This is a genomic window from Xanthomonas sp. WHRI 8393 (assembly GCF_040203315.1).
GTDB classification, from domain to species: domain Bacteria; phylum Pseudomonadota; class Gammaproteobacteria; order Xanthomonadales; family Xanthomonadaceae; genus Xanthomonas; species Xanthomonas arboricola.
This window is the reverse complement of record NZ_JBEGGL010000005.1, coordinates 291,641-314,460: the sequence shown is the minus strand read 5'-3', so window position 1 is coordinate 314,460 and position 22,820 is coordinate 291,641. Positions and strand designations below refer to the sequence as shown.

Below are 22,820 nucleotides of genomic sequence, written 5' to 3'. Positions count from 1 at the left end.
CCGGCCTGCCCGGCCATCGCCGGCGGTTTTTGACCGTCGCGCTGAACATGTCCCGTGCGCTGCCCCGGTTCGTCCGGACGCGGCTGCCGGCCCTGAAACACCTATAAAACTTAAGACAAGCGCTCCCGCGGCCTGCCGTGGTGTTGCAGCGCTGGAAACCCTGGTCAGGCCTGTCCGCGCGTTGCGCGAAGGGCCGACAAGCTGTTCCAGAGGCGAAACGTCACGGCGTTCCGCGCGGTAGAGCGCGAGAGGAACGCAATAATGAAGCGAATGCTGATCAACGCAACGCAGGCCGAAGAGCTGCGCGTGGCGATTGTGGACGGCCAGACCCTGTACGACATCGACATCGAACAGCCGTCCAAGGAACAAAAGAAGTCCAATATCTACAAGGGCCGTATCACCCGGCTCGAGCCCTCGCTGGAGGCGGCGTTCGTGGACTATGGCGCCGAGCGCCATGGCTTCCTGCCACTGAAGGAAATCTCCCGCGACTATTTCCAGGCTGGTGTCGACCACAACAAGTCGACCATTCGCGAGTTGCTGCGCGAGGGCCAGGAGATCGTGGTGCAGGTCGACAAGGAAGAGCGTGGCAACAAGGGCGCCGCCCTGACCACGTTCATCTCGCTGGCCGGCCGCTACATGGTGCTGATGCCCAATTCGCCCAGCGCCGGCGGCGTCTCGCGCCGGATCGAGGGCGAAGACCGTGCCGCGCTGAAGGAAGCGCTGGACAAGCTCGACATCCCCGACGACATGGGCGTGATCATCCGCACCGCCGGTGTCGGCCGTGACGCCGAAGAACTGCAGTGGGATCTGGACTACCTGCTGCAGACCTGGAAGGCGATCGCCGAGGCGGCGCTGAGCAAGCCGGCCGCGTTCCTGATCTACCAGGAATCGCGCCTGATCATCCGCGCCCTGCGCGACTACCTGCGCGCCGACATCGGCGAAATCCTGGTCGATACGCCGGAGCTGTATGCCGATGCCCAGGAGTTCATGCAGCAGGTGATGCCGCAGAGCCTGCGCAAGCTCAAGCACTACACCGACGACATTCCGCTGTTCAACCGCTTCCAGATCGAATCGCAGATCGAAGGCGCCTACGAGCGCAACGTGCGCCTGCCGTCGGGTGGCTCGATCGTGGTCGATCAGACCGAAGCGCTGACCGCCGTCGACGTTAACTCCTCGCGCGCCACCAAGGGCAGCGACATCGAAGAAACCGCCTTCCAGACCAATCTAGAAGCGGCCGAGGAAGTGGCCCGCCAGTTGCGCCTGCGCGACCTGGGCGGCCTGGTGGTGATCGACTTCATCGACATGTCCTCGACCAAGCACCAGCGCGAAGTGGAAAACAAGCTGCAGAACGCGCTCAAGTACGACCGCGCACGCGTGCAGTTGGGCCGCATCTCGCGCTTCGGCCTGATGGAAATGAGCCGCCAGCGCCTGCGCCCGAGCCTGGGCGAATCCAGCCAGATCGTGTGCCCGCGCTGCGACGGCCATGGCCGCATGCGCAGCGTCGAGTCGCTGTCGCTGTCGATCATCCGCGTGGCCGAAGAGCACGCCATGAAGGAAAACACCGGACAGGTGCTGGTCCAGGCCCCGGTGGAGATCGCCAACTACCTGCTCAACGAAAAGCGCAGCGCGCTGCGCGAGATCGAGCAGCGCCACGAGTCACCAATCATCATCGTCGCCGACGAACAGCTGCACACCCCGCACTACGAAGTCACGCGGTTGCGTGAGAACGAGCTGGGCGAAGACAGCGGCAAGCCGAGCTACCAGCGCGGCACCCCGCGCAAGCTGCCGGTGCATGCGCTGACCAAGGCACAGTTGAATATCCCGGCTGCGCCGGCAGTGACCTCGATCAAGCCGAGCCAGCCGGCTCCGCTACGTGAAGAGGCCCCTGCCCCGGTTGCCGCTGCACCTGCACCGGCTCCGGTCGCACCACTGCCGCTTCCCGCGCCGGTCACCGGTGTGGTCGGCTGGCTGAAGCGCATCTTCGGCGGCGTCGAGCCGGTCGCGCCTGCGCCCGAGTCGACCCAGCGTCCGCGTCAGAACGATGCCGGCCGCAGCAGCCGCAACGAGCGTGGCGATCGTGGCGGCCAGCGTCGCGACGGCCGCGATGCCCGCAATGGCGGCAACGGTGGCAATCAGCACCGCGGCAATGGCGGCAACGGCAATGGCGCCAACAAGGAGCGTCGTGACGAGCGTCGCCAGCCGGCCAACGGCCAGGCTGCGCAAAACGGCGGTCAGGCGCAGCAGGTGCAGGTGCCCAAGCCGCCGCGCAACGAGGCACAGCAACAGCCCAAGCAGCCGCAGCAGGCCCAGCAGCAGAAGCAGAAGCCGCAGAACCAGGCACCGCGCCCGCCGCGTGCAGCTGCGCAGCAGCAGGACGGCGCGCCGTCCGAGCGGCAGCAGCGCCCTGCGCGTCAGGAAGAAGGCACTGCCTCGGCGCAGACGCTGACCTCCACCGCTGCAACCGCAACGACTGCCACCGTGGTCGCGGCAATTGCCGACACCGCAGCACCGGCAACGCCGGCAGCGGCAGCTGCGGCCACCCCGGCGCACCCGGTCGAGGTCATCGTGACCGAGTCGCAGGCCGATCGCGGTACCGATGCAAATGCGGAGGGTCAGCCGCCGGAGGCAGCAGGCGATGATGCGGCAAATGGCGAGGGCGGCAGCCGTCGTCGTCGCGGTCGTCGCGGTGGCCGTCGTCGTCGTCGTGGCGCTGGCGCAAACGGTGAAGGCGGTACCGGCGTCGATGGTCTGGAGACGGACGATCTGGACGGCGATGCCGAAGGCGATCTCGATGGCGACAACGAGAGCGACGAAGCCGGTGCGCAGGTCCACACCTCGGCTGCCCCGCGCGCCGGTCAGCCGGAGTTCGACTTCGACGATGACGCGAGCACGCCCGCGGTATCGGTACGCGCCAAGCCGGAATCCAGCGTTCCGGCCGCAGTGAAGCCGCGTCCGGTTCCGAAGGAACGTGCGGAAGCACCGCTGGCGGCCGACACGACGTCGACCACGGCGCCGGTTTCCAATGCTACGCCGTCGTTCGAGCAGCAGGCTGCAACGCCGTCAGTCACCGCAGCCGAGCAGGCAGGTGGCAATGCATCGGCGGCCTCCGCGGCACCGGCTGCAACCGCCTCGGCCAGCAACACGGCGTCGGCTGCATCGGCACCGGCTGCGCAGGCTTCTGCCGTTGCATCGACGACCCCGCAAGCGCCTCAGGCTTCGGTTGTTGCGCAGGAATCGGCGACCTCGCCGGCTCAGGCTCCGGTTGTCGCTTCGGCTCCGTCGGCTGCCTCGACGCAGGTTGACACCTCGGCTCCGGTCGCGACGCCAGCTGCGGCTCCTGCAGCTCAGCCGGTCGAGCGTGCGGCTCCTTCGGTCGTGCGTTCGCCCGAACCGGCTGTGCAGTCAACGTCGGTGCCGTCGGCATCGTCGGCATCCGCCGACGCTGCAGCGCCTGCGGTTGCTCGGCAGGAACAGGCAGCACCGGCTGCAGCTGCGGCAGCAACGCAAGCGGAGCCGGCGAAAACCGACGCAGCACCGGCAGCCGTCAGTGTGCCCAAGCCGGTCGCTGCTGCGCCTTCCAGCGCGCAGGCAGACGTCGTGACATCCAGGCCGCCGCATGCCGAGCCGTCAACGGCGGCAAGCCCGGCTGCCGATGTTGCTGCGACGTCCACCGCCACGGTGCCGCAGACCTCGCCGGCTGCCGATGCTGCGCCGGCACGCAAGCCGTACGCTCCGGTGCAGACCACGCTGCTTGACGCATTGGCTCCGGCCGACGCAACAGCAGCAGCGACCGCGACATCGACGCAGGCCGAAACGCCGGTGCCGTACAAGGCGCCTGAGCGGCCTGCAGCGGTGTCTGCAGACGCCAACGAGCACACTGCCGACAAGCCGAAGCCGACGGTCGTCGTGTCAGAGGCAGCAAAGCCGGCAGATGCAGCGCGCAATGGCGATGACGCGCAGGAGCAGCAGAACGACACCAACAAGCCGCGTGGCGATCACTGATCGTTTCCCAGCCGGTTGAAACCGCCTGCGTGAATCCAGGCGGGCAGTGTCAAACAAGGCGGCCTTCGGGCCGCCTTGTTTTTGCGTGCAGCAGTGTCATGCCGATAGTGGGTGACCAGGCCTTGCAGGAATCGCAACGAAACAGTTGCTGCGCTCGCAGTCGCGCTTGACCCGGGCACTGTTTCCCGCCGCATCAACGAGCGCCGGGGCGATTGCCGCCAAAATCAGGACTCAGGCAGAAGCCAGCGCCATCATGGCCCTGCGCCGTAACTGCATCCACGCCAGCAGACCGAAATGTCCGCTGCTGCGCATCGGCAACCGCTCGTCATCGAATGCAGCGGCGTTCAAACCGATTCAATCGCCCTGCTCCAATGGCGCGGCGCACTGCGCCGTAGCGACACGTCGTCATCGGCAGCCGTCGCAAGCGAAGCGCCTCTCGGGCAGTGAATGCCGAAGCGCGCGCGCGCGTTCGCTTGCACGCCGGAGTGCCGCTCCCGCGCAAAACAGCGTATGCCTGTTTTCATCGACGCGCTGTGCAGCAGCATCTGGCGGCTGTGTCTGCGAGCGCGAAAATCCGAAGGCGCGGTTTACAAGGTCCGCGCCGGATCGGTCAGGCCGTACTGATTGGCCAGACGTGCCAGGGCGATGTTGTCCTGGATACCGACCTTCTCGAACAGGCGCGCCTTGTGCGTGTTGATGGTCTTGGCGCTGAGGTTCAAGCGCTTGGCGATGTCTTCCTGGCGCAGACCCTGGGTCAGCAACAGGGCGACCTCCAGTTCGCGCGGCGACAGTGCATCGAAGGGCGAGCCGCCCCCCTCCAGGTTGGACAGGGCCAGATTCTGCGCAATGGTATTGCCGAGATAGCGCCGGCCCAGGGCGACTTCGCGCACCGCGCGCAGCAGTTCCTGCGCATCGCCGCCCTTGCCGACATACCCCGATGCGCCGGCTTCGAGCAGACGCTTGGGCAGTGGGCCGTCTTCCAGCACCGAGACGATGATGACGCGGGTGCCGTAATCGCCCTTGACGATGCGCTCGGTGATTTCCAGGCCGCTGACACCGGGCAGGTGCAGGTCGCACAGCACGATCTCGGGCTTGAGCTGACGAATTTGCGGCAAGGCCGCCTCCCCGCTCTCCGCCTCTCCCACCACATCGATGTCCACTTCCTTGGACAGGATCATCTTCATGCCGGTACGCACGAGTGCATGATCGTCGATCAGAAAAACTCTGATGGTCATCCTTGTTGTCCTCGCTGTGCGGCTGGCTGGTGCAGCCTATCTCCGTGAATAATTCAGGGCAAGCTCGATGCAACGTATTACGTTCGAGTCAGAACGCGAAGTACTCTGCCGCCACGCGTCATGGTAGGCATTGCGTGCACTATCGCGGCGTGATCGGATGATGCGAGCGGGCCCAATACGCGAACATCGGGCATTTCACTCGCGCTCGGTCAGATTTTTCCTGCTTCGGTGCTGCGCTCGGCATCCACCAATGGGCGCAATTGCGCATCGAGTGCAACGCGTTCGTCGAACACGAAGCAGCGGCCGTCATAGCCTTCGCCACCGACTTCTTCGAAATAGCCGAGGATGCCGCCTTCGAGCTGCAGTACGTTGTCCATGCCGTCGGCCTGCATCCACAACGCCGCCTTCTCGCAACGAATGCCGCCGGTGCAGAAGCTGACCACGGTGGCGTCGGCCAATGCAGCGCGATGTGCTTCCAGCGCGGCCGGCAGGTCGGTGAACTTGTCGATCGGCAGCGTCAGCGCGCCCTGGAACGTGCCGTACGCCACTTCCTGGGCATTGCGCGTGTCCAGCAGCACCAGCGGGCGGCCGCGATCGTCGCGCCCTGCACGCATCCATTCGCGCAGCGTGGCAGGCGTCACCGCCGGCGCACGGCCCTGCAGCGGCGAGGCATCGTCGCGACGAAAGCTGATGATCTCCGGCTTGACCTTCACCTTGAGCCGCGCAAACGGCTGCAGCGCGCTCAGGCTGTACTTGATGCGCATCTGCGCAAAGCGCACATCGGCCTGCAGCCACACATAGAACGCGTCGATCTGCTCGGCTTCGCCGGCCAGAAACAGGTTGATCCCTTCTTCGGCCACCAGTACCGATCCCTTCAAGGCCTGCTGCCCGGCGTGTGCCAGGACGCTGTCGGCGAGCGACTGCGGGTCCTGAATGGTAACGAATTGGTAGGCAGCGGTATTGGTGATCATGCGGCCATTTTAAGCCGATGCGGCCGCAGGTGCGATCAGCCGCGCAACAGCAAGAACGGCAGCAGGACCAGCGAGGCGACAACCAGCATGCCGATCAACGTGGCGATCACGAACAACGGCCGCTTGCGCAGCAGCGCGCCGAAGGTTTCGGCCGTGCCGGCAGCGAGCGCATCCTGGCGCTGCGCACGCGCCACGGCACCGCGTTGGGCCTGATACGCATCCATCAGCGCCTTGGCGCGCGGGTGATCGGCATCGTCGCTGAGCCAGATGCCGCCGGCGGAGATGCCCCAGTTGCTGGGCCGGGTTTCGTAGATCTGCACCAGATGCTCGCGCATCAGCGCCCGTACCTCGTCGGCTTCGTCATCGGGAACATTGCGCAGATTGAGCAGCAGCTTGGCCATGGGCGAGATGATACCGGGAGCCAGGTGCGATAATGATGCGCTCCCTTTGCTGGACCATCCCATGCGCCTTCTGTTGACGCTTTGTGCTGCCCTGCTGCTCGCGGGCTGTGCGCCTGCCCTGCCGCCGTCCGGCGGCACCATCGCCACGTTCGAGCGGATCGACCGCAACATAGGCACCGGTGCCGAAGCCACACCGGGCGCGCTGGTCACCGTGCACTACACCGGCTGGCTGTACGACGAAAAAGCCGCCGACAAGCATGGCAAGAAGTTCGACAGCTCGCTCGACCGCGCCGAGCCGTTCCAGTTCGTGCTGGGCGGCCATCAGGTGATTCGCGGCTGGGACGAGGGCGTGGCCGGCATGCGTGTGGGCGGCAAGCGCAGCTTGATGATTCCGCCCGCGTACGGCTATGGCGACAACGGCGCTGGCGGCGTGATCCCGCCCGGCGCATCGCTGGTGTTCGATGTGGAATTGCTCGGCGTGCAGCCGCGCTGAAGGGCTGCGCAATGACGGATGCTAGCAAGCGGCGGCTGGCCATCATCGGTGGTGGGCCGGCCGGCCTGATGGCGGCAGAGGTGGCATGTGCGGCAGGCCTTGCGGTCGACCTGTACGAAGCCAAGGGTTCGGTCGGGCGCAAGTTCCTGATCGCCGGCAAGGGCGGCTTGAACCTCACCCACTCCGATCCGATGCCGTTGTTTGCGCAACGCTATCGCGAGCGCAGCGAGGCCGTCGCATTGTGGCTGCAGCAGTTCGATGCGGATGCGCTGCGCGCCTGGGCGCGCGACCTGGGCGTGGAGACCTATGTCGGCAGCTCGGGGCGCGTGTTCCCGATGGATCGCAAGGCCGCGCCGCTGCTGCGTGGCTGGGTACGTCGACTCAAGGAACAAGGCGTTGTGTTTCATGTGCAGCACCGTTGGCTTGGCTGGAGCGATGACGGTGGCTTGCGTTTCCACTCGCCCACCGGTGATGTCGAACGCACCGCAGATGCCCTGGTGCTGGCGCTTGGTGGCGGCAGCTGGCCGCAGCTCGGCTCCGATGGCCTCTGGCAAGGCGTGCTGCAGGAACGCGGCATTGCAGTGGCGCCGCTGGTGCCGGCCAACTGCGGCTTCGACATCGCCTGGAGCGCGCATTTTGTGCAGCGGCATGCCGGCGCGCCGCTCAAGCCCGTGGTCGCACACTGGCAGGATCGCGATGGCACGCCGCATCAGTTGCAGGGCGAGTGCGTTGCGACGTCCACCGGCATCGAGGGCAGCCTGATCTATGCGCTGGCTGCGGATCTGCGCGCGCAGATCGATACCGATGGCGTCGCCGAGCTTGGCCTGGACCTGCTTCCGGGACGCTCGCTGGAACGCATCAGCGCCGAACTGGAAAAACCGCGCAAGGGACGCAGTTTCAGCGAGCATCTGCGCCGGCAGGTCGGCATCGACGGCGTCAAGGCCGCCTTGCTCTACGAACATCTGGGCAAACAGGCGGGCGACGATCCGGCGCTGGTGGCGCGTACGCTCAAACGCCTGCCGTTACGCCTGTTGCGAGCGCGTCCGCTTGCCGAGGCGATCAGCTCGGCCGGTGGCGTGCAGCTGGAGGCGCTGGATACGCAGCTGATGGCGCGCGCGCAGCCTGGCGTGTTCTGCGCCGGCGAGATGCTCGACTGGGAAGCACCGACCGGCGGCTATCTGCTGACTGCCTGCTTCGCCAGCGGATTACGTGCCGCGCATGGCGCGGTGCAATGGCTGCAGCAGACCGACCGCGCTACAGACGATCGCTGACCGCCTCGCGCGGCCACACTGATTTGACGTCGTAAATCACCGCACCCGGTTTGCCCAGTGCGGCAATACGCTGGGTGTCGTAGTCGCGGTATTGCGCATGCGCGACTGCCAGCACGACGGCGTCGTACGCACCCTCGTCCGCAAGCTCGCACAACTGCACGCCGGCGTGTTGCAGCGCTTCTGCGGGGTCGGCCCACGGGTCGCAGGTGTCGACCTGCACGCCAGCGGCTTGCAGCAGCTGCACCAGCTCCAGCGCGCGGCTGTTGCGCAGGTCCGGGCAGTTCTCCTTGAAGGTGGCGCCCAGCACCAGCACCCTCGCCTGCGCAAGCACCACGCCACGCGTGGCCAGCATGCCGCAGACGCGCTCGGCCACGTGCCGGCCGACGCGGTTGTTGACCTGGCGCGCGGTGTGGATCAGGTCCGGGTGATAGCCCACGCTTTCGGATTTGTGCATCAGGTAATACGGATCCACCCCGATGCAGTGACCACCGACCAGGCCGGGGCGGAACGGCAGGAAATTCCACTTGGTTCCGGCGGCTTCCAGCACGTCCAACGTATCGATGCCCAGCTTGTCGAAGATCAAGGCCAGCTCGTTGACCAGTGCGATATTGACGTCGCGCTGGATGTTTTCCACCACCTTGGCGGCCTCGGCCACGCGCATCGACGGCGCCCGCCAGGTGCCGGCAGTGATGATGCTGGCGTACAGCGCGTCGACCGCATCGGCGGCTTCTGCGGTAGAGCCGGAGGTGATCTTGCGGATATCGCGCAGACGCCGCTGGCGGTCACCTGGATTGACGCGCTCGGGGCTGTAGCCACAGAAGAAGTCGTCATTGAAACGCAGCCCCGATGCGGCTTCGAGCAAGGGCACGCAGACCTCTTCGGTAGTGCCCGGGTAGACGGTGGATTCGTAGATCACCAGGTCGCCGGGTTTGAGCGCAGCGGCGATCAAGGTGGTGGCACTGCGCAGCGGTTCCAGGTCGGGCTGCTCGAAGCTGTCGATCGGCGTCGGCACGGTGACGATGAAGATGCTGCACGCAGCCAGGTCCGCTGCATTCGCGGTATAGCGCAACCGGGTGGCGGCAGCCAGCTCGGTGTCGTCCAGCTCCAGCGTGGCATCGTGACCGTCGCGCAGCTGCGCTACCCGCTGCGCATCGATGTCGAAGCCCAACGTATCGCGTTGCTCGCCGAATGCGACGGCCAACGGCAGGCCGACATAGCCCAATCCAATCACCGCGATGCGGGCCTGCTGCGGAACGAGTAGCGTGGTGCTGGACATGCGGTTCCTTCGATCGTGCGCAGCCGGTTGCTGCGCGCCTGCGCGGTGGGAGCATAGCGCAGGCAACCATCGGACCATGAGTGCGGCGAACTGGCGACGCGGCGATTCACAATCGGCGCGCAATCAGGCACGCTATCGCAATGCCCGGGTGGCGAAACTGGTAGACGCAAGGGACTTAAAATCCCTCAGCTGCAAGGCTATGCGGGTTCGATTCCCGCCCCGGGCACGCTCTAGTGGCACTGCAAAGTGCGCAACGCCATCGACGCGTCGACAAACCTTGCCTGCAGCGCTGTCGCATTGAGCAGTCCAGCCTTTGCGTTGCGCTTACAAGTGCATGACGCGCCCTCAGCCCGCTCCCCTGTCTCGGACATCACCGCAACCGTCAGTGCCTCGCAGGCTGAGGTGGAACAGCGCGAGCAGATTGGTGATCACGGCTGCGGTAGACGTGATTAGCGATGCCAGACGAGATGGAGCGGCGCGCCATTGCATAGCATGCAGGCCGCACTGCCCTTCCGTGCGCCTGGAGAGCACCAGCCGCAGCATCCACGCAGTGCCACGCACAACGATGCGATCTTGTTTACGACAGAAGTCCTGGCGCCAGCGGAGTACCAGGCGCAATGCGCATCTGGCATCAAGCACGCCGCGCTACGTCAGCGAGAAGAAGGCCAAGAGTTGCCCTCCTCAAGTGCTAGCCCGACCTGCATCGGCCAATAAAAAAACCCCGTATATCGTTCGATATACGGGGTTTGAATTTGGAGCGGGAAACGAGACTCGAACTCGCGACCTCAACCTTGGCAAGGTTGCGCTCTACCAACTGAGCTATTCCCGCGTGGAGCAAAATTGTACAGCTTGTTACTTCGTTGCGCCAGTCCTGTCGTCGTTGCCGACGCATGAAACAACGCATGCAATGTGGAGGCCTGGGCCGGAATTGAACCGGCGTACGCGGATTTGCAGTCCGCTGCATAACCACTCTACCACCAGGCCGAAACATCAAACCCAAGGCATCCTGCCTTGAAACAACGAGACCTCCGGCAAGGGGCCTTGTCTACATCTGGAGCGGGAAACGAGACTCGAACTCGCGACCTCAACCTTGGCAAGGTTGCGCTCTACCAACTGAGCTATTCCCGCTTGGGAGGCGAAATTCTACAGCGAACAGCATCGCTGTCAACTATTGCTTTCGACTTTTTTCGGTTTGCTGGTGATCGCGGCTTTTTCGTCGGCGCGCAGGCTCGGCCAGGCGGCCTGCAGGTATTGGAATCCGGACCACAGCGTCAGCAATGCGGCGATCGCCAGCGTCCAGTACCCGGCGCGGAAAATCAGGTTACCGAACCAGATTCCGTGCGTGGGCATCTGCCCCGGCGTCACCGAGTACAGCAAACATAGCAGCGCGACCATCTGTGCGGTGGTCTTGACCTTGCCGATCACCGCCACCCGTACCTTGGCGCGCTGGCCGATTTCGGCCATCCATTCCCGCAGGGCGGAGACTGCGATTTCGCGGCCGACGATGACCGCCGCCCAGAACGCCATCCATGGTGTGGGGTGGCCCTGCACGATCAGGAACAATGCCACTGCGACCATCAACTTGTCGGCCACCGGGTCCAGGAACGCGCCAAAGGCCGAATACTGGTGATAACGCCGCGCGACCCAGCCATCCAGCCAGTCGGTGATGGCGGCCAGCGCGAATACGCCGGCGGACGCGAAATTGGTCCAGGTGTACGGCAGGTAGAACACCACGACCAACACCGGGATCATCACGATCCTCAGCAGTGTCAGCCACGTGGGGATGGTCAACTTCATTACGGACTCGACTCGCCTGCCGCATCGGGAAGCGCCAGCCCGTGCAGGTTAGCGTAGATTCGCGCGGCAAGTGCGGCATTGACGCCCTCCACCCGCGCAATCTCGGCCTCGCCGGCGGCCTTGAGCCCGACCAGGCCACCGAAATGCTTGAGCAGGCTCGCGCGTCGGCGCGGACCGATGCCGGGGATATCCTCGAGTTTGCTGGTCATGCGCGCCTTCTGGCGGCGGCCGCGGTGACCGGTGATCGCAAAGCGGTGCGCCTCGTCGCGCACCTGCTGGATGAACTGCAGTGCCGGCGATGCCGCACCCGGCCGCAGCTCGCGGCCGTCGGCCATGATCAGCGCCTCGTGCCCTGCCCTGCGCTCCTCGCCCTTGGCCACGCCGACCAGCAGCACATTCTCGATGCCCAGATCGGCCAGCGCGCCCTTCGCCTGTGCGAGCTGACCGGCGCCACCGTCGATCAGCAGCACATCCGGCAGCACGCCGTTTTCTTCCACCGCGCGTCGAAAACGCCGTTCGATGGCCTGACGCATCGCCGCATAGTCGTCGCCTGGCGTGATTCCGGAAATATTGAAGCGCCGGTACTGTCCGCGTACCGGGCCGCTGGCATCGAACACCACGCACGAGGCCACCGTCGCCTCGCCCATGGTGTGGCTGATGTCAAAGCACTCCACCCGCCTGACCTGCTCGGCCAGCCCCAGCATCTCGCGCAATGCCTCGCTGCGCGCATGCTGCGCGCTCTGGCTGGTGAGTTCGGTGACCAGGGTCAGCTGTGCGTTGCGTGTCGCCAGCAACAGATAGCCGGCACGCTCGCCGCGCACGTTCCACTTCAACGTCACCTTGTATTCGGCGGCGGTGCTGAGTGCGGCCTCGATCAGCTCGGCATCGGGAATTTCCCGATCGAGCAGTATCTCGCGCGGCGGCGAATGTTCGGCGTAGTACTGCGACACGAACGCAGCCAGGATTTCGTCCGCGCTGTCTTCGCCATTGGTCTTGGGAAAGAACGAGCGCGTGCCCAGGTTGCGGCCGTCGCGAAAACTCAGCAGCAGCACACAAGCCTGGCTGGCTTGCGTGGCGCAGGCCAGCACGTCTAGATCCGCCGCGCGGCCGTCCACGTACTGGCGGTTCTGCATGCTGCGCAGCGAGGACAGCAGATCGCGCAGGCGTGCGGCGCGCTCGAACTCCAGCGCCTCGCTGGCCTGCTGCATCGACTGCATGATCTCTTCGCCGAGCTGGTCGCTCTTGCCCTCCAGAAACATGGTGGCGCGGCGTACCGATTCGGCGTAATCGGGCGCGGCGACCAGCTCCACGCAGGGCGCGCTGCAGCGACCGATCTGGTATTGCAGGCACGGCCGCGAGCGGTTGCGGAACACGCTGTCTTCGCAACTGCGCAGCTTGAACAGCTTGTGCATCAGGCTCAGCGTTTCGCGCACGCCGGTAACGCCGGTGTACGGGCCGAAGTAGCGCCCCTGCACGGCACGCGGGCCACGATGCAGGGCGATGCGCGGCCACTGCTCGCGGGTCAGCAGCACGTAGGGATAACTCTTGTCGTCGCGCAGCGACACGTTGTAGCGCGGCGACAGCGACTTGATCAGCTGGTTTTCCAGCAGCAGCGCTTCGGCTTCGCTGCGGGTCACGGTGACGTCCATCCGCGCGACCTGCGACAGCATCGAGGTCAGCCGCGCATTTTTCGGCGTGCCGTTGAAATAGCTGCCCACGCGCTTGCGCAATGCACCGGCCTTGCCGACATACAGCAAGGTGTCGTCGCCCGCGTACATGCGGTAGACGCCGGGCGCGGTGCTCAGTTGCGCAGCAAACGCCTTTCCATCGAAATCGGATTGGGGCCTTGCGTTCATTCTTCTATCGAAACATCGCGCAGTTCGCCGCTCGCCAGGTCATAGCGCAACACGGCATGGGCATCGGTCTCGGCAATCCACACCGCGCCGGCGGCGGCCGCCAGCCCGGCCGGGCCATGCAGGCGGCGTGGCAGCGCGACCGTGGTCAGCTCGCCGCCGCCCAGACGCAGGCAGCGCAGGCGGCCGTTGCCGGTGTCGGCGATCCACAGCATCGGCGAATCGGCCGCCAGCGCGATGGCTTGCGGAAACTGCAGCCGCGCAGTGCCGCGCGGGCCATCCTCGTCGCCGAACTGCCAGGTGCCCTGCCCGCCGACCAGGGTCTGCACCAGATCGCCGCGCAATTGCATGGTGCGGATCGACGAGCCCAGCCCATCGCAGATGTAGGCCACCTGCTGCACCGCGGCCAGGCCGGCCGGCTGTGCGAATGCGGCCAGGTGCCCGCTGCCATCGCGAATCTCGAGCGCACCGGTACCGGCGCGTGCGCTCAATGCGGCGCGGCCCAGGTCATAGCTCCAGATGCGGTTGTCGCCCGCCATGGCGATCAACACCTGATTGTCGGCAACGGCCAGGCCTTGCGGGTAGTTCAGCGCCGAGGCACCGGCGAAAGCCAGCGGCCCCTCGACCGGCTCGCCGGAGCGCCCGGTGCCGCACAAGGTGTCGACCTGCCCACTGCGCAGGTTGATGCGACGCAGGGCGTGATTGCCGGTGTCGGCGACATACAGCTGGTCGCGCTCCAGCGCCAGGCCTTGCGGACGCCGGAACGCCGCCTCACCGACGCCACCATCGATGAAGTCCGCGTTGCCGTGACCGAACTGGCGCAGCACGCGGCCGCCGTGCGTGCATTCGAGCACGCGGTGATGGCCGGTGTCGGCGATGTACAGGCGGTCCTCGGTGGCGGCCAGACCGGTTGGAAACCGCAGCTCCAGGCGCGGCTCGGGATCGCGCTCGGCCACCCCATGCAGGTCGGCATCCGATGGCGGCTGCTGGCCTTCGCACAGGGCGACCAGCGCCTTGTCGAGATCGCCGGTCACGCCGACCAGGCGCTGACGCTCGCGGCCGTAGGCATCGAGCAGCACCAGCGTCGGCCAGGAGTCGATGCCGAAACGGCGCCAGGTCTCCCAGTCCCTGTCGAGCAAGATAGGCGCACTGACACCATGGCCGCGCAGCTGCTTGAGCGCGCGTTGCGGCTCGCGTTCGCTGTCGAAGCGCGGCACCTGCACCACGATCACCTGCAGCCGGCCGGGGCTGCGCGCCTGGAACTGCGCCAGCTCGGCCAGGCGCTCGGCGCACCACACCGAGCTGGCATTGACGAATGCCAGCACCAGCGCCCGCCCGCGATGCTCCTGCAGGGTGGATGGCCTGGCATTGAGCCAGGTAGGAAATTCCGGCAATTCCTGGGTAAGCTGGGCAGTCATACCGTAATTATGCCCAAGCCCGATTAGCTGCGGGTGAGTCTGGCTACGGTCTGGCGCGCAGCGGTATCGACCAGCTGCCAGGCACGCTCGAAATCGTCCATGTCAGCGGTGTAGGGGTCGGGGATATCGTCACGCTCTTCCACACCGGCCCAGGGCAGCCAGAGCGCGACCTTGTCGCGCAGCGGCGCCGGGGCGAGGCGTTGCAGATCGCGCAGATTGCTGCCATCGGCGCACAGCAACCAGTCGAAGTGTTCGAAGTCGGCGCCGCGCACCTGGCGCGCGCGCAACCCGGAGATGTCCACGCCATGGCCGCGTGCGCAGCGAATCGCGCGTGGGTCCGGCGGATCGCCGGCATGCCAGTCGCCGGTGCCGGCGGAATCGACCTCGATCCGCCGCGACAGCCGCGCCTCGTCCAGCCGCGCACGCAGGGCACCCTCGCCCATCGGCGAGCGGCAGATATTGCCCAGACACACGATCAGCACCCTCATGCCGCTGCCACGCGGGTTTGCGCGCGCGCCAGATCGTCCGGGGTATCGATGCCCGGCGGAAACTGTTCCGGCGTCAACGCCACCGCGATACGGTAGCCGGCCTCCATCACGCGCAATTGTTCCAGCGACTCGATGCGCTCCAGCATGCCGGGCGGCATTGCCGCGAAGCGCTGCAGAAATCCTGCGCGGTAGGCGTAGATCCCGATATGGCGCAGCCATTGCCCGTCACCGGGCAAGCTGTCGCGCTGACTGGCGAAGCTGTCGCGATGCCAGGGAATCGGCGCGCGGCTGAAGTACAAGGCGTCCCCACCTGCGTTACGCACCAGCTTGACCACGTTCGGATCGAACAGTTCGTGCGCGCCGTCGACCTGTGCGGCCAGCGTGGCCATTTCGGCGCCGGAGTGCAGCAGCAGCTCGGCCACCGCACGGATGCCGGCGGCCGGCGCGAACGGCTCGTCGCCCTGCAGGTTCACCACGCAGGTCTCGGCTTCCCATCCGGCGATCCGCGCGCATTCGGCAAGCCGGTCGGTACCCGATGCGTGCGCGTCGCCGGTCATCGCCACATGCACGCCGGACAGGCCTTCGACCACCTCGGCAATGCGTGCATCGTCGGTGGCCACCCAGACCTCGCGCGCGCCGGCCAGCAGCGCCCGCTCGGCCACATGCTGGATCATCGGGCGATCGCCGATCAACTGCAGCGGCTTGCCCGGCAAGCGCGTGGAAGCGTAGCGCGCGGGAATGGCGACGACGAAATCTGCAGGCGTTGAGTTAGTCATGCGTGCGCGCTCTGGAAAACAGGAAGAGTGGAAGAAACGAGATAACCGAATCGCATGATGTCGTGGTGTGAGCGAAGTCACGGTGGTCAGTTGGGCGCCGATGCCCGACATCGGCACTACGCGCCGCTGTCCGTACTGCCCGCACAGGCACACCGACCATCTTGATTGGTCCTTGCCCGCCCACCGTCGCGGGACCTTGATGTTCTTGCGGCGTGTCCCGCGACGGTGGGTCGGCAAGGACCCTGCAACCAAGCCGCAGATCGCCCACCGGCGCAGCGTTCACACGCCCTGCCGGCTGGCCAACTTGTCCAGGCGATCCAGCAGGCTCACCCAGAACGCCGCCGGCAGCTCCGCCTTGAGCGGCACGCTGTACAGCCATTCGTCGGCAAATGGCCTGCATTTCACCGCATCCTTTTCGGTCATCAGCACTGGCAAACGGCTGCCGAAACTGAAATCCGCCGCGCGATACACGTGATGATCAGGGAAGGCATGCGGCACTACACCGATGCCCCGCGCACGCAGCATCGCGAAGAAGCGTTCCGGGTGCGCGATCCCGGCTACCGCATGCACGCGCTGGCCGGCCAGCCTGCTCAATGGCTGAGCGCGCTTGCCATCCATCGGCTGCACGCTGTCGATGCTCAGACGCATCTGCCATTCGCCGAATCCGGTGTCATCAGGCGCGGGTGCGGTCGCTGCTGCGCTGGCCTGGCCCAGATTGACCACGCGGAAATCGCAGTCGCGTGCGCGTGCAGCCGGCTCGCGCAGCGGCCCGGCCGGCAGCAGGCGCCCGTTGCCGTAGCGGCGCTGGCCATCGACCACTTCGATCTCGACATCGCGGGCCAGCCGGTAGTGCTGCAGCCCGTCATCGCAGACGACGATGTCGCAGCCCGCTTCGACCAGGGCGCGCGCCGCAGCCAGGCGATCGCTGTCCACGCGTACGCGGGCACCGGTCTTCCAGGCGATCAGGACCGGCTCGTCGCCGCCGAGCGCGACCGGCGTGTCCGCCTCGACCCAGCGCGCCGTGCCCGATTCGTCACGGCCATACCCGCGGCTGGCCACGCCGGGCGTCCAGCCGGCCTCCTGCAACTTGGCGACCAGGGCAATCGTCAACGGCGTCTTGCCGGTGCCGCCGGCAGTGACGTTGCCCACCACGATCACCGGCACCGGCACGCCGTGGCGCTTGCGCCAGCCGCGGCGATACAGGGCGCGTCGCAGCGCGATGGCAGCGCCGTAGACCGGCGCCAGCAGGCGCGCCGACAGCGGGATCGGCGCATTGTCGTACCAGTAACCCGGCGTGCGGGTGCCGCGCTTGCTCATGCCTGACGTTCGCGGAACTGCATGCCGTGCAGGTGCGAGTACAAGCCGCCCTGCTCCAGCAATTGGTGATGGGTGCCGCGCTCGACGATACGGCCCTGGTCCATCACCAGCACCTGGTCGGCATGCTCGATGGTAGACAGGCGGTGCGCGATCACCAGCGTGGTGCGGTCCGGCATCAGCTTATGCAAGGCGTCCTGCACCAGGCGTTCGGATTCGTTGTCCAGCGCCGCGGTGGCTTCGTCCAGAATCAGGATCGGCGCGTCCTTGAGCATTGCGCGCGCGATCGCCAGACGCTGGCGCTGGCCGCCGGACAGGCGCCCGCCCTTGGTGCCCACATGCGACTGCAGGCCTTCGGGCAATTGCGCGACGAACTCCATCGCGTTGGCGCCCAGGATGGCGCGTTCCAGCTGGCCGGCATCGGCACTGCGCATTTCGCCGTAGGCGACGTTGTCGGCGATGCTGCCGTCGAACAGCATGACCTGCTGGCCGACCAGCGCGATCTGCCGCCGCAGATCGGCCAGCGCATACGCCTGCACCGGGTGCCCGTCGAGCAGGATCTGCCCGGACTCTGCTTCGTAGAAGCGCGGGATCAACTTGATCAGGCTGGACTTGCCGCTGCCGGAACGCCCGACGATCGCCGTCACCGTGCCCGGTTGCGCCACGAAACTGACCTCGGCCAGGGCCGGGTTCACCTGGCCCGGATAGCGTGCAGTGACATTGCGGAATTCGATCAGGCCCTTGGCGCGCGTCAGCGGCACCGCGCCCTGATCCGGCTCGTCGGGACTGTCGAGCACCGAGAACAGGCGCTCGGCCGAGGCCAGGCCACGCTGCACCATGTTCTGCACATTGGTGAGCTGCTTGAGGCCCGGGATGATCGTCAGCATCGAGGTCATCAGCACCACGAAGTCGCCGGCGGTCAGCCGCCCGGCCAGTGCCTGGGCACCGGCGACGAACAACAGCGCCGACAGGCCGATCGCACCGATCATCTGCACCGTGGCGGTGGAAATGCCACGCGTGGATTCGACCTTCATCGCCAGACGCAGATTGCGGTCGGCCAGCGCGCCATAGCGCTCCATTTCGGTCTGCTGGGCACCGTAGATCTTGACCTCCTGATGGCTGGACAAGGTCTGGTCGGCCGCCTGCAGCAGATGCGCGCCGCTTTCCTGGATGCTGTGGCTGATGCGCCGATAGCGCCGCGCCACCTTGTCCATCACCCAGGCCAGCACCGGTGCCAGCACCAGGATGGTCAGCGTGACCTGCCAGCTATGCCACAGCATCAGCGCCAGCGCGCCGATCACCTGCAGCGACTGCTGGATCATCACCTTGACCGCATCCACCGCCGCCTGCGCCACCTGGTCCGAGTCCGAGCCCAGGCGGATCAGCATCGACGGCACCGGTTCGGAATCGAAGCGCGATCCCGGCAGGCGCAGATATTTGGACATCACCTTGACGCGCAGGTCGCGCGCGATGCTGCGTGCGGATTTGCCCATCGCCATATCGGTGATGTAGCCGGCAACCCCGCGCACCACGAACAACAGGATGATCTGCACCGGCAGCCAGCGACTGACTTCGGCATTCTTGTAGATGAAGGTCTCGTCGGTGATCGGCTTCATCAACGCCAGGAAGCCGGTCGTGCCGGCCGCCTCGATCAGCGCGGCAATCAGCGCGGCAACCAGCAGCAGGCGATAGGGCTTGGCGAAGGCCAGCAGGCGACGGTACGTGCGCCAGGACGAAACTGGCGCCGGGCGGTCGTTGGAGGTGGTCACTGGCGGGTTCCGTTAGTGCGTGTCTGGCCGGTCGTGGGTGTCGCCCCGGCTTGAGGCGCTGTGGCGATCGCGATGCGGCGGAAGCCGAGTTGCCCCAACGCATCCTGCGCGGTCACCACCGCTTGATACGGCGTGCGTGCATCGGCACGCAGCAACACCGTCTGCTCGCGGTCGTCGCCGGCGAGCTGGGCGATGGTCTGCTTGAGCGAGTCCACGTCCGAACGCAGCACTTCCTGATCGTTGATGAAATAACGCCCATCGGCATTGACCAGCACGCTCAGCGAACGTGGCGGTGTGCTGCTGTGTTGGTCGCTGGCGGTCGGCAGCTGCAATTGCAGCGTGGAGCGTGCGTCGAAAGTCGTGGTCACCACGAAAAAGATGATGAGGACAAGGATGACGTCAATCAATGGCACCAGATCGATATGCGGCTCGTCCTGGCCCCGGTCACTGCCGATGCGCATCCGTCAGCCCTTTGCCATGACGGGTTTGCCAGCTGCCGCGACCGGCGCCGTGGTGGCTGGCACCACGCGGCCGTCCATCGTGTCCAGCAACAAGGTGGCTTCCTGCTCCATCTCGATGATGTAACCGGCGATGCGGCCCTTGAAGAAGCGATGCGCCATCAATGCCGGTACCGCGATGATCATGCCGGTGGCCGTGCACACCAGCGCCTTGCCGATGCCGCCGGCCAGCTGGTTCACATCGCCCACGCCGTGATCGAGGATGCCCAGGAACATCTGGATCATGCCGACCACCGTGCCCAGCAGTCCCAGCAGCGGTCCGGCCGAGGCGATCGTGCCCAAGGCATTCAGATAGCGCTCCATGCGGTGCACCACATGCCGGCCGGTGTCCTCGATACGCTCGCGAATCAACTCACGCGGACGACCGCGCACATCCAGCGCTGCGGCCAGCAAGGCGCCCAGCGGCGAATTGCGCCGCAGCGACTCGATGTGGCTGGGATCCAGTTTGCCGCGCGCGGCCCAGTTGCGGACCTCCTCGCCCAGACCTGGCGGGGTCACCTCGTTGCGGCGCAGGCTCCACAGACGCTCCAGCACGATCGCCAGCGCGATCACGCCCAGCAACAGCAACGGCACCATCGGCCAACCGCCTGCCTTGACCAGCTCCAACACGATTCGATTCCTCCGGCAACGCGGCCGCCTATTCGCTGGTCGATAGGATAGCAGCCGACCGCCGCCGTTCCGCAGCATCCCAGAGCCGTGGCTGCCAGCGCCGCCGCTCGCGTACCTGCAGGCCATCGGCGCCCAGCCAGACCCGGATCGCTCCGGCCTGGGCCGTGTCGAGCAACTCGGCGCCGCTGCCCTGCCAGCGCTGCACCACCTCGGCGCGCGGGTGACCGAAGCGATTGCCGTGCCCGGAGGACACCAGCGCCAGCCGCGCGCCGGTGGCGGCGATGAAATCGGCATGCGAGCCGTCGGCGCTGCCGTGGTGCGGGACCACCACCAGATCGGCACGCAACTCCGGAGCATGTTCCCGCAGCAGGCGGCGCTCGACGAGCTCGCCGATATCGCCCGGCAACAATGCGCTGCCATACCGTGTTTCGATGCGCAGCACGCAACTGGACTGATTGCGCAGATACGGAAAGCCGGCGCTGGGGTGCAGGAAGCCAAAGCGCACCCCATCCCATGCCCATTGCTGGCCGGCACGGCAGCGGTTGCTGACGTCCAGTGGCGCCTGTAGCGGTGCCGCCGTCATCGCCACGGGCAATCCAGCACGCACCACTGCATAGCCGCCGGCATGGTCGGCGTCGGCATGGCTGAGCACGATGGCATCCAGGCGGCGCACCCCGAGCGCGCGCAAGGCCGGCAGCACTACCCGCTCGCCCGCATCGAAGCCATCGCGCACCGCCGGGCCAGTGTCGAACAGCAATGCATGCCGTTGCGTGCGTACCAGCACGGCCAGACCCTGCCCCACGTCCAGCACCTGCACGTCGGCTTCGCCGGCCGCGGGCAGCTCGCGGTCCGGCCACAGCAGCGGCAACCACAACAACAGCGCCATGGATTTGCCGGGCGTGCCGCGCGGCAGCAGCAACCAGAACGCGCCGAACAAGGCCGCGACCAATGCGAGCGCATCGGACTCGGGTACCCACCACAACGCCACCGAGGTCTGTCCAAGCCAGACCAGGCCTGGCCAGGTGAGCTCGAAGCACCAACCAGCCAATCGCCATGCCCACACGCCCGCTCCCGGATGTACTGCCTCCAGCCCGGTGCCCAGCAAGGCGAGCGGCACCACTACAAAAGTCCACCAGGGAATGGCGACCAGATTGGCCAATGGCCCCACCAGCGATGCCTGGCCGAACAGGCTGACGGTCAACGGCAGCAGGCCAACAGTGGCGACGGTCTGGGCGGACAGGAAGCCGCGCACGATCGCGCGATCGTCCGCTGGCAGGCACCACACCAGCCAGGCCACCCCGGCAAAGCTGAGCCAGAAGCCCGCCACCAGCACGCTGAGCGGGTCCCACAGCAGCACTGCCAACAAGGCCAGCGCGAGGATCTGCACGGTGCTGGCGCGCCGCCGCAGCACCCGCGCCAAGGCGACCACGGCAATCATCAGCACGGTGCGCACCGTCGGCAGCGCCAGGCCCGCCAGCGCCGCATAGCCTGCGGCACCGAACAAGGCGGCGACCGCCGCTGCATGGGACCGCGGAATCCGCGTTCCAAGCACCGGCCAGGCTCGCCAGAGTCCGGCGACCAGCAGGGCGACGAATGCAGCGACCAGCCCCACATGAAATCCCGAGATCGCAATCAGATGGCTGAGCCCGGTCGCACGCAGCGTGGCCCAGGCTGCGTCGTCCAGCCCGCGCGTGTCGCCCAGGGCGAGCGCGCGCAGGTAAGGCGCCGATGATCCAGGCACGCGGTCGGCAATGCGCTGCGACATCGCTTCGCGCCAGGCATCCACGCCGCGCGGTGCAGCGGTCTGCCGCGCAGCAATCGGCACCCGCACATAGCCGCTGGCAGCCATGCGCTGCGCCAGTGCCTGCCGCTCGGCATCGAAGCCACCAGGGTTGCGCAAGCCGCGCGGCGCACGCAGCTTGAGCCGCAGCTGCCAGGCGGCGCCCGCGCGCAGCGCGGCACGCGGCCCGATGCGCTCGGCACCGAAGTCGTCATACCAGGCCAACTGCAGCAGCTTGCCGCGCAGTGCGGCAGGCTGTGCGGGATCGTCATCCACGCGCAGCTGAAAGCGCGTGCGTCGTGGCTCGGCGACCGGCAGTTCGACAATCTGCCCGCGCACCGTCAGTTCCCGCGCTTCATCCTGCGGGTGCAATTGTGCCTGCAGGACGCCGGTGACCTGCCAGCCCATCAGGCCGAAACCGAACACCGCGCTGGCCAGTGTCCCCACCAACACGATCCGCCGCGGACGCAGCCATGTGCCGAGGCCGATGCCCAGCACCGCTGCAGCAAGGCATGCCGCATAGACCGCACGCGACAGCAGCGCAGGCGACCACGCGCACACCACGATGCCCAGCAACAAGGCCGCTGCCGCGGTCATCGTCGGTACCCGCCGCGGTGTAGGCGGTGCCTGTGCTGACGCATCCATGCTGTCGGTCGCCATCCCGGCCGTGGTCCATCCACCGACTCAAGTTAGACCAGCGCCTGCGTCGGGCACAGCAGCGAGCGGCGCATTGCGGGGTAGGAATCAGGCTGCCCCTGCCGTGGTACATCCGGCCGGTGGAAGGCGCTGCCACGCAGGTGCAATGCGCCAGGCAGGACAGCGTGTGCTGGCCGCATCAGCAACCCTATC

At 66.6% G+C, this 22,820-nt stretch carries 16 protein-coding genes, 4 tRNA genes and 1 pseudogene; 4 read left to right on the top strand and 17 right to left on the bottom strand.

Annotation, left to right across the window (positions count from 1 at the left end; translation table 11 throughout):
• Nucleotides 1-270 precede the first annotated feature (270 nt).
• On the top strand, nucleotides 271-4,002 hold the full coding sequence (locus ABQ137_RS17530) for an Rne/Rng family ribonuclease (protein ID WP_349783265.1): 3,732 nt from the start codon (nucleotides 271-273) through the stop codon (nucleotides 4,000-4,002).
• Between the two features lie 587 nt (nucleotides 4,003-4,589).
• Here ABQ137_RS17530 and ABQ137_RS17525 read toward each other — a convergent pair.
• From ABQ137_RS17525 to ABQ137_RS17515, 3 genes are all read right to left on the bottom strand, one after another.
• On the bottom strand, nucleotides 4,590-5,237 hold the full coding sequence (locus ABQ137_RS17525) for a response regulator (protein ID WP_024938667.1): 648 nt from the start codon (nucleotides 5,235-5,237) through the stop codon (nucleotides 4,590-4,592).
• 209 nt (nucleotides 5,238-5,446) lie between these two features.
• Nucleotides 5,447-6,208 (bottom strand): sulfurtransferase, encoded by a 762-nt coding sequence (locus ABQ137_RS17520; RefSeq protein ID WP_349783255.1) that lies wholly within the window; start codon nucleotides 6,206-6,208, stop codon nucleotides 5,447-5,449.
• A 35-nt stretch (nucleotides 6,209-6,243) separates the two neighbouring features.
• On the bottom strand, nucleotides 6,244-6,609 hold the full coding sequence (locus ABQ137_RS17515) for a DUF6164 family protein (RefSeq protein ID WP_065031449.1): 366 nt from the start codon (nucleotides 6,607-6,609) through the stop codon (nucleotides 6,244-6,246).
• Nucleotides 6,610-6,670: 61 nt separating this feature from the next.
• On the opposite strand from ABQ137_RS17515, the gene ABQ137_RS17510 reads away from it, so the two are divergent.
• Together ABQ137_RS17510 and ABQ137_RS17505 are read left to right on the top strand one after the other, a co-directional pair.
• Nucleotides 6,671-7,102: an FKBP-type peptidyl-prolyl cis-trans isomerase gene (locus ABQ137_RS17510; RefSeq protein ID WP_024938670.1), complete on the top strand. Its 432-nt coding sequence runs from the start codon at nucleotides 6,671-6,673 to the stop codon at nucleotides 7,100-7,102.
• Nucleotides 7,103-7,113: 11 nt separating this feature from the next.
• The gene (locus ABQ137_RS17505; protein WP_349783254.1) at nucleotides 7,114-8,373 is read left to right on the top strand and encodes a TIGR03862 family flavoprotein; all 1,260 of its coding nucleotides are present in this window, start codon (nucleotides 7,114-7,116) and stop codon (nucleotides 8,371-8,373) included.
• Here ABQ137_RS17505 and ABQ137_RS17500 read toward each other — a convergent pair.
• A complete protein-coding gene (locus ABQ137_RS17500; protein ID WP_184519072.1) occupies nucleotides 8,357-9,649 on the bottom strand; it encodes a nucleotide sugar dehydrogenase in 1,293 nt (430 codons plus the stop codon). The two genes, ABQ137_RS17505 and ABQ137_RS17500, sit on opposite strands and share 17 nt — an antisense overlap.
• A gap of 142 nt (nucleotides 9,650-9,791) precedes the next feature.
• Between ABQ137_RS17500 and ABQ137_RS17495 the strand changes: the two genes are divergently transcribed.
• Nucleotides 9,792-9,875: transfer RNA gene (locus ABQ137_RS17495), tRNA-Leu, on the top strand.
• A gap of 527 nt (nucleotides 9,876-10,402) precedes the next feature.
• Here ABQ137_RS17495 and ABQ137_RS17490 read toward each other — a convergent pair.
• The 13 genes and pseudogenes from ABQ137_RS17490 to ABQ137_RS17430 all read right to left on the bottom strand — a co-directional run.
• Nucleotides 10,403-10,478 (bottom strand) — tRNA-Gly (locus tag ABQ137_RS17490).
• 81 nt (nucleotides 10,479-10,559) lie between these two features.
• A tRNA-Cys gene (locus tag ABQ137_RS17485) sits at nucleotides 10,560-10,633 on the bottom strand.
• A 68-nt stretch (nucleotides 10,634-10,701) separates the two neighbouring features.
• Nucleotides 10,702-10,777, bottom strand: a tRNA-Gly gene (locus ABQ137_RS17480).
• Nucleotides 10,778-10,813: 36 nt separating this feature from the next.
• Complete coding sequence (gene pgsA, locus ABQ137_RS17475) at nucleotides 10,814-11,446, bottom strand: CDP-diacylglycerol--glycerol-3-phosphate 3-phosphatidyltransferase (RefSeq protein WP_024938673.1); 633 nt, start codon at nucleotides 11,444-11,446, stop codon at nucleotides 10,814-10,816.
• A complete protein-coding gene (gene uvrC, locus ABQ137_RS17470; protein WP_016902575.1) occupies nucleotides 11,446-13,302 on the bottom strand; it encodes an excinuclease ABC subunit UvrC in 1,857 nt (618 codons plus the stop codon). Before uvrC ends, pgsA begins: the two co-directional genes overlap by 1 nt.
• On the bottom strand, nucleotides 13,299-14,717 hold the full coding sequence (locus ABQ137_RS17465) for a hypothetical protein (protein ID WP_167764190.1): 1,419 nt from the start codon (nucleotides 14,715-14,717) through the stop codon (nucleotides 13,299-13,301). Before ABQ137_RS17465 ends, uvrC begins: the two co-directional genes overlap by 4 nt.
• A 23-nt stretch (nucleotides 14,718-14,740) precedes the next feature.
• Nucleotides 14,741-15,205, bottom strand: coding sequence for a low molecular weight protein-tyrosine-phosphatase (locus tag ABQ137_RS17460; protein ID WP_184378193.1), 465 nt, complete (start codon nucleotides 15,203-15,205; stop codon nucleotides 14,741-14,743).
• Nucleotides 15,202-15,981, bottom strand: coding sequence for a 3-deoxy-manno-octulosonate cytidylyltransferase (kdsB, locus tag ABQ137_RS17455; protein ID WP_166771326.1), 780 nt, complete (start codon nucleotides 15,979-15,981; stop codon nucleotides 15,202-15,204). Before kdsB ends, ABQ137_RS17460 begins: the two co-directional genes overlap by 4 nt.
• A gap of 279 nt (nucleotides 15,982-16,260) precedes the next feature.
• Complete coding sequence (gene lpxK, locus ABQ137_RS17450; protein WP_102581629.1) at nucleotides 16,261-17,298, bottom strand: tetraacyldisaccharide 4'-kinase; 1,038 nt, start codon at nucleotides 17,296-17,298, stop codon at nucleotides 16,261-16,263.
• Nucleotides 17,295-19,064: a lipid A export permease/ATP-binding protein MsbA gene (gene msbA / locus ABQ137_RS17445; RefSeq protein WP_016902580.1), complete on the bottom strand. Its 1,770-nt coding sequence runs from the start codon at nucleotides 19,062-19,064 to the stop codon at nucleotides 17,295-17,297. The genes lpxK and msbA overlap by 4 nt, the downstream gene beginning before the upstream one ends.
• Complete coding sequence (locus tag ABQ137_RS17440) at nucleotides 19,061-19,525, bottom strand: ExbD/TolR family protein (protein WP_047128748.1); 465 nt, start codon at nucleotides 19,523-19,525, stop codon at nucleotides 19,061-19,063. The genes msbA and ABQ137_RS17440 overlap by 4 nt, the downstream gene beginning before the upstream one ends.
• Nucleotides 19,526-19,528: 3 nt before the next feature.
• The gene (locus ABQ137_RS17435) at nucleotides 19,529-20,191 is read right to left on the bottom strand and encodes a MotA/TolQ/ExbB proton channel family protein (RefSeq protein ID WP_024938680.1); all 663 of its coding nucleotides are present in this window, start codon (nucleotides 20,189-20,191) and stop codon (nucleotides 19,529-19,531) included.
• Nucleotides 20,085-22,631 (bottom strand): annotated as a pseudogene (locus ABQ137_RS17430) (DNA internalization-related competence protein ComEC/Rec2); the annotation flags it as partial. The pseudogene ABQ137_RS17430 and the gene ABQ137_RS17435, both read right to left, overlap by 107 nt.
• Nucleotides 22,632-22,820 lie beyond the last annotated feature (189 nt).

Bases quoted from the DNA above. Each gene is read 5' to 3' on its own strand.
- ABQ137_RS17530 (WP_349783265.1), top strand. From the start codon at position 271: ATGCTGATCAACGCAACGCAGGCCGAAGAGCTGCGCGTGGCGATTGTG.
- ABQ137_RS17525 (WP_024938667.1), bottom strand. From the start codon at position 5,237: ATGACCATCAGAGTTTTTCTGATCGACGATCATGCACTCGTGCGTACC.
- ABQ137_RS17520 (WP_349783255.1), bottom strand. From the start codon at position 6,208: ATGATCACCAATACCGCTGCCTACCAATTCGTTACCATTCAGGACCCG.
- ABQ137_RS17515 (WP_065031449.1), bottom strand. From the start codon at position 6,609: ATGGCCAAGCTGCTGCTCAATCTGCGCAATGTTCCCGATGACGAAGCC.
- ABQ137_RS17510 (WP_024938670.1), top strand. From the start codon at position 6,671: ATGCGCCTTCTGTTGACGCTTTGTGCTGCCCTGCTGCTCGCGGGCTGT.
- ABQ137_RS17505 (WP_349783254.1), top strand. From the start codon at position 7,114: ATGACGGATGCTAGCAAGCGGCGGCTGGCCATCATCGGTGGTGGGCCG.
- ABQ137_RS17500 (WP_184519072.1), bottom strand. From the start codon at position 9,649: ATGTCCAGCACCACGCTACTCGTTCCGCAGCAGGCCCGCATCGCGGTG.
- pgsA (WP_024938673.1), bottom strand. From the start codon at position 11,446: ATGAAGTTGACCATCCCCACGTGGCTGACACTGCTGAGGATCGTGATG.
- uvrC (WP_016902575.1), bottom strand. From the start codon at position 13,302: ATGAACGCAAGGCCCCAATCCGATTTCGATGGAAAGGCGTTTGCTGCG.
- ABQ137_RS17465 (WP_167764190.1), bottom strand. From the start codon at position 14,717: ATGACTGCCCAGCTTACCCAGGAATTGCCGGAATTTCCTACCTGGCTC.
- ABQ137_RS17460 (WP_184378193.1), bottom strand. From the start codon at position 15,205: ATGAGGGTGCTGATCGTGTGTCTGGGCAATATCTGCCGCTCGCCGATG.
- kdsB (WP_166771326.1), bottom strand. From the start codon at position 15,981: ATGACTAACTCAACGCCTGCAGATTTCGTCGTCGCCATTCCCGCGCGC.
- lpxK (WP_102581629.1), bottom strand. From the start codon at position 17,298: ATGAGCAAGCGCGGCACCCGCACGCCGGGTTACTGGTACGACAATGCG.
- ABQ137_RS17440 (WP_047128748.1), bottom strand. From the start codon at position 19,525: ATGCGCATCGGCAGTGACCGGGGCCAGGACGAGCCGCATATCGATCTG.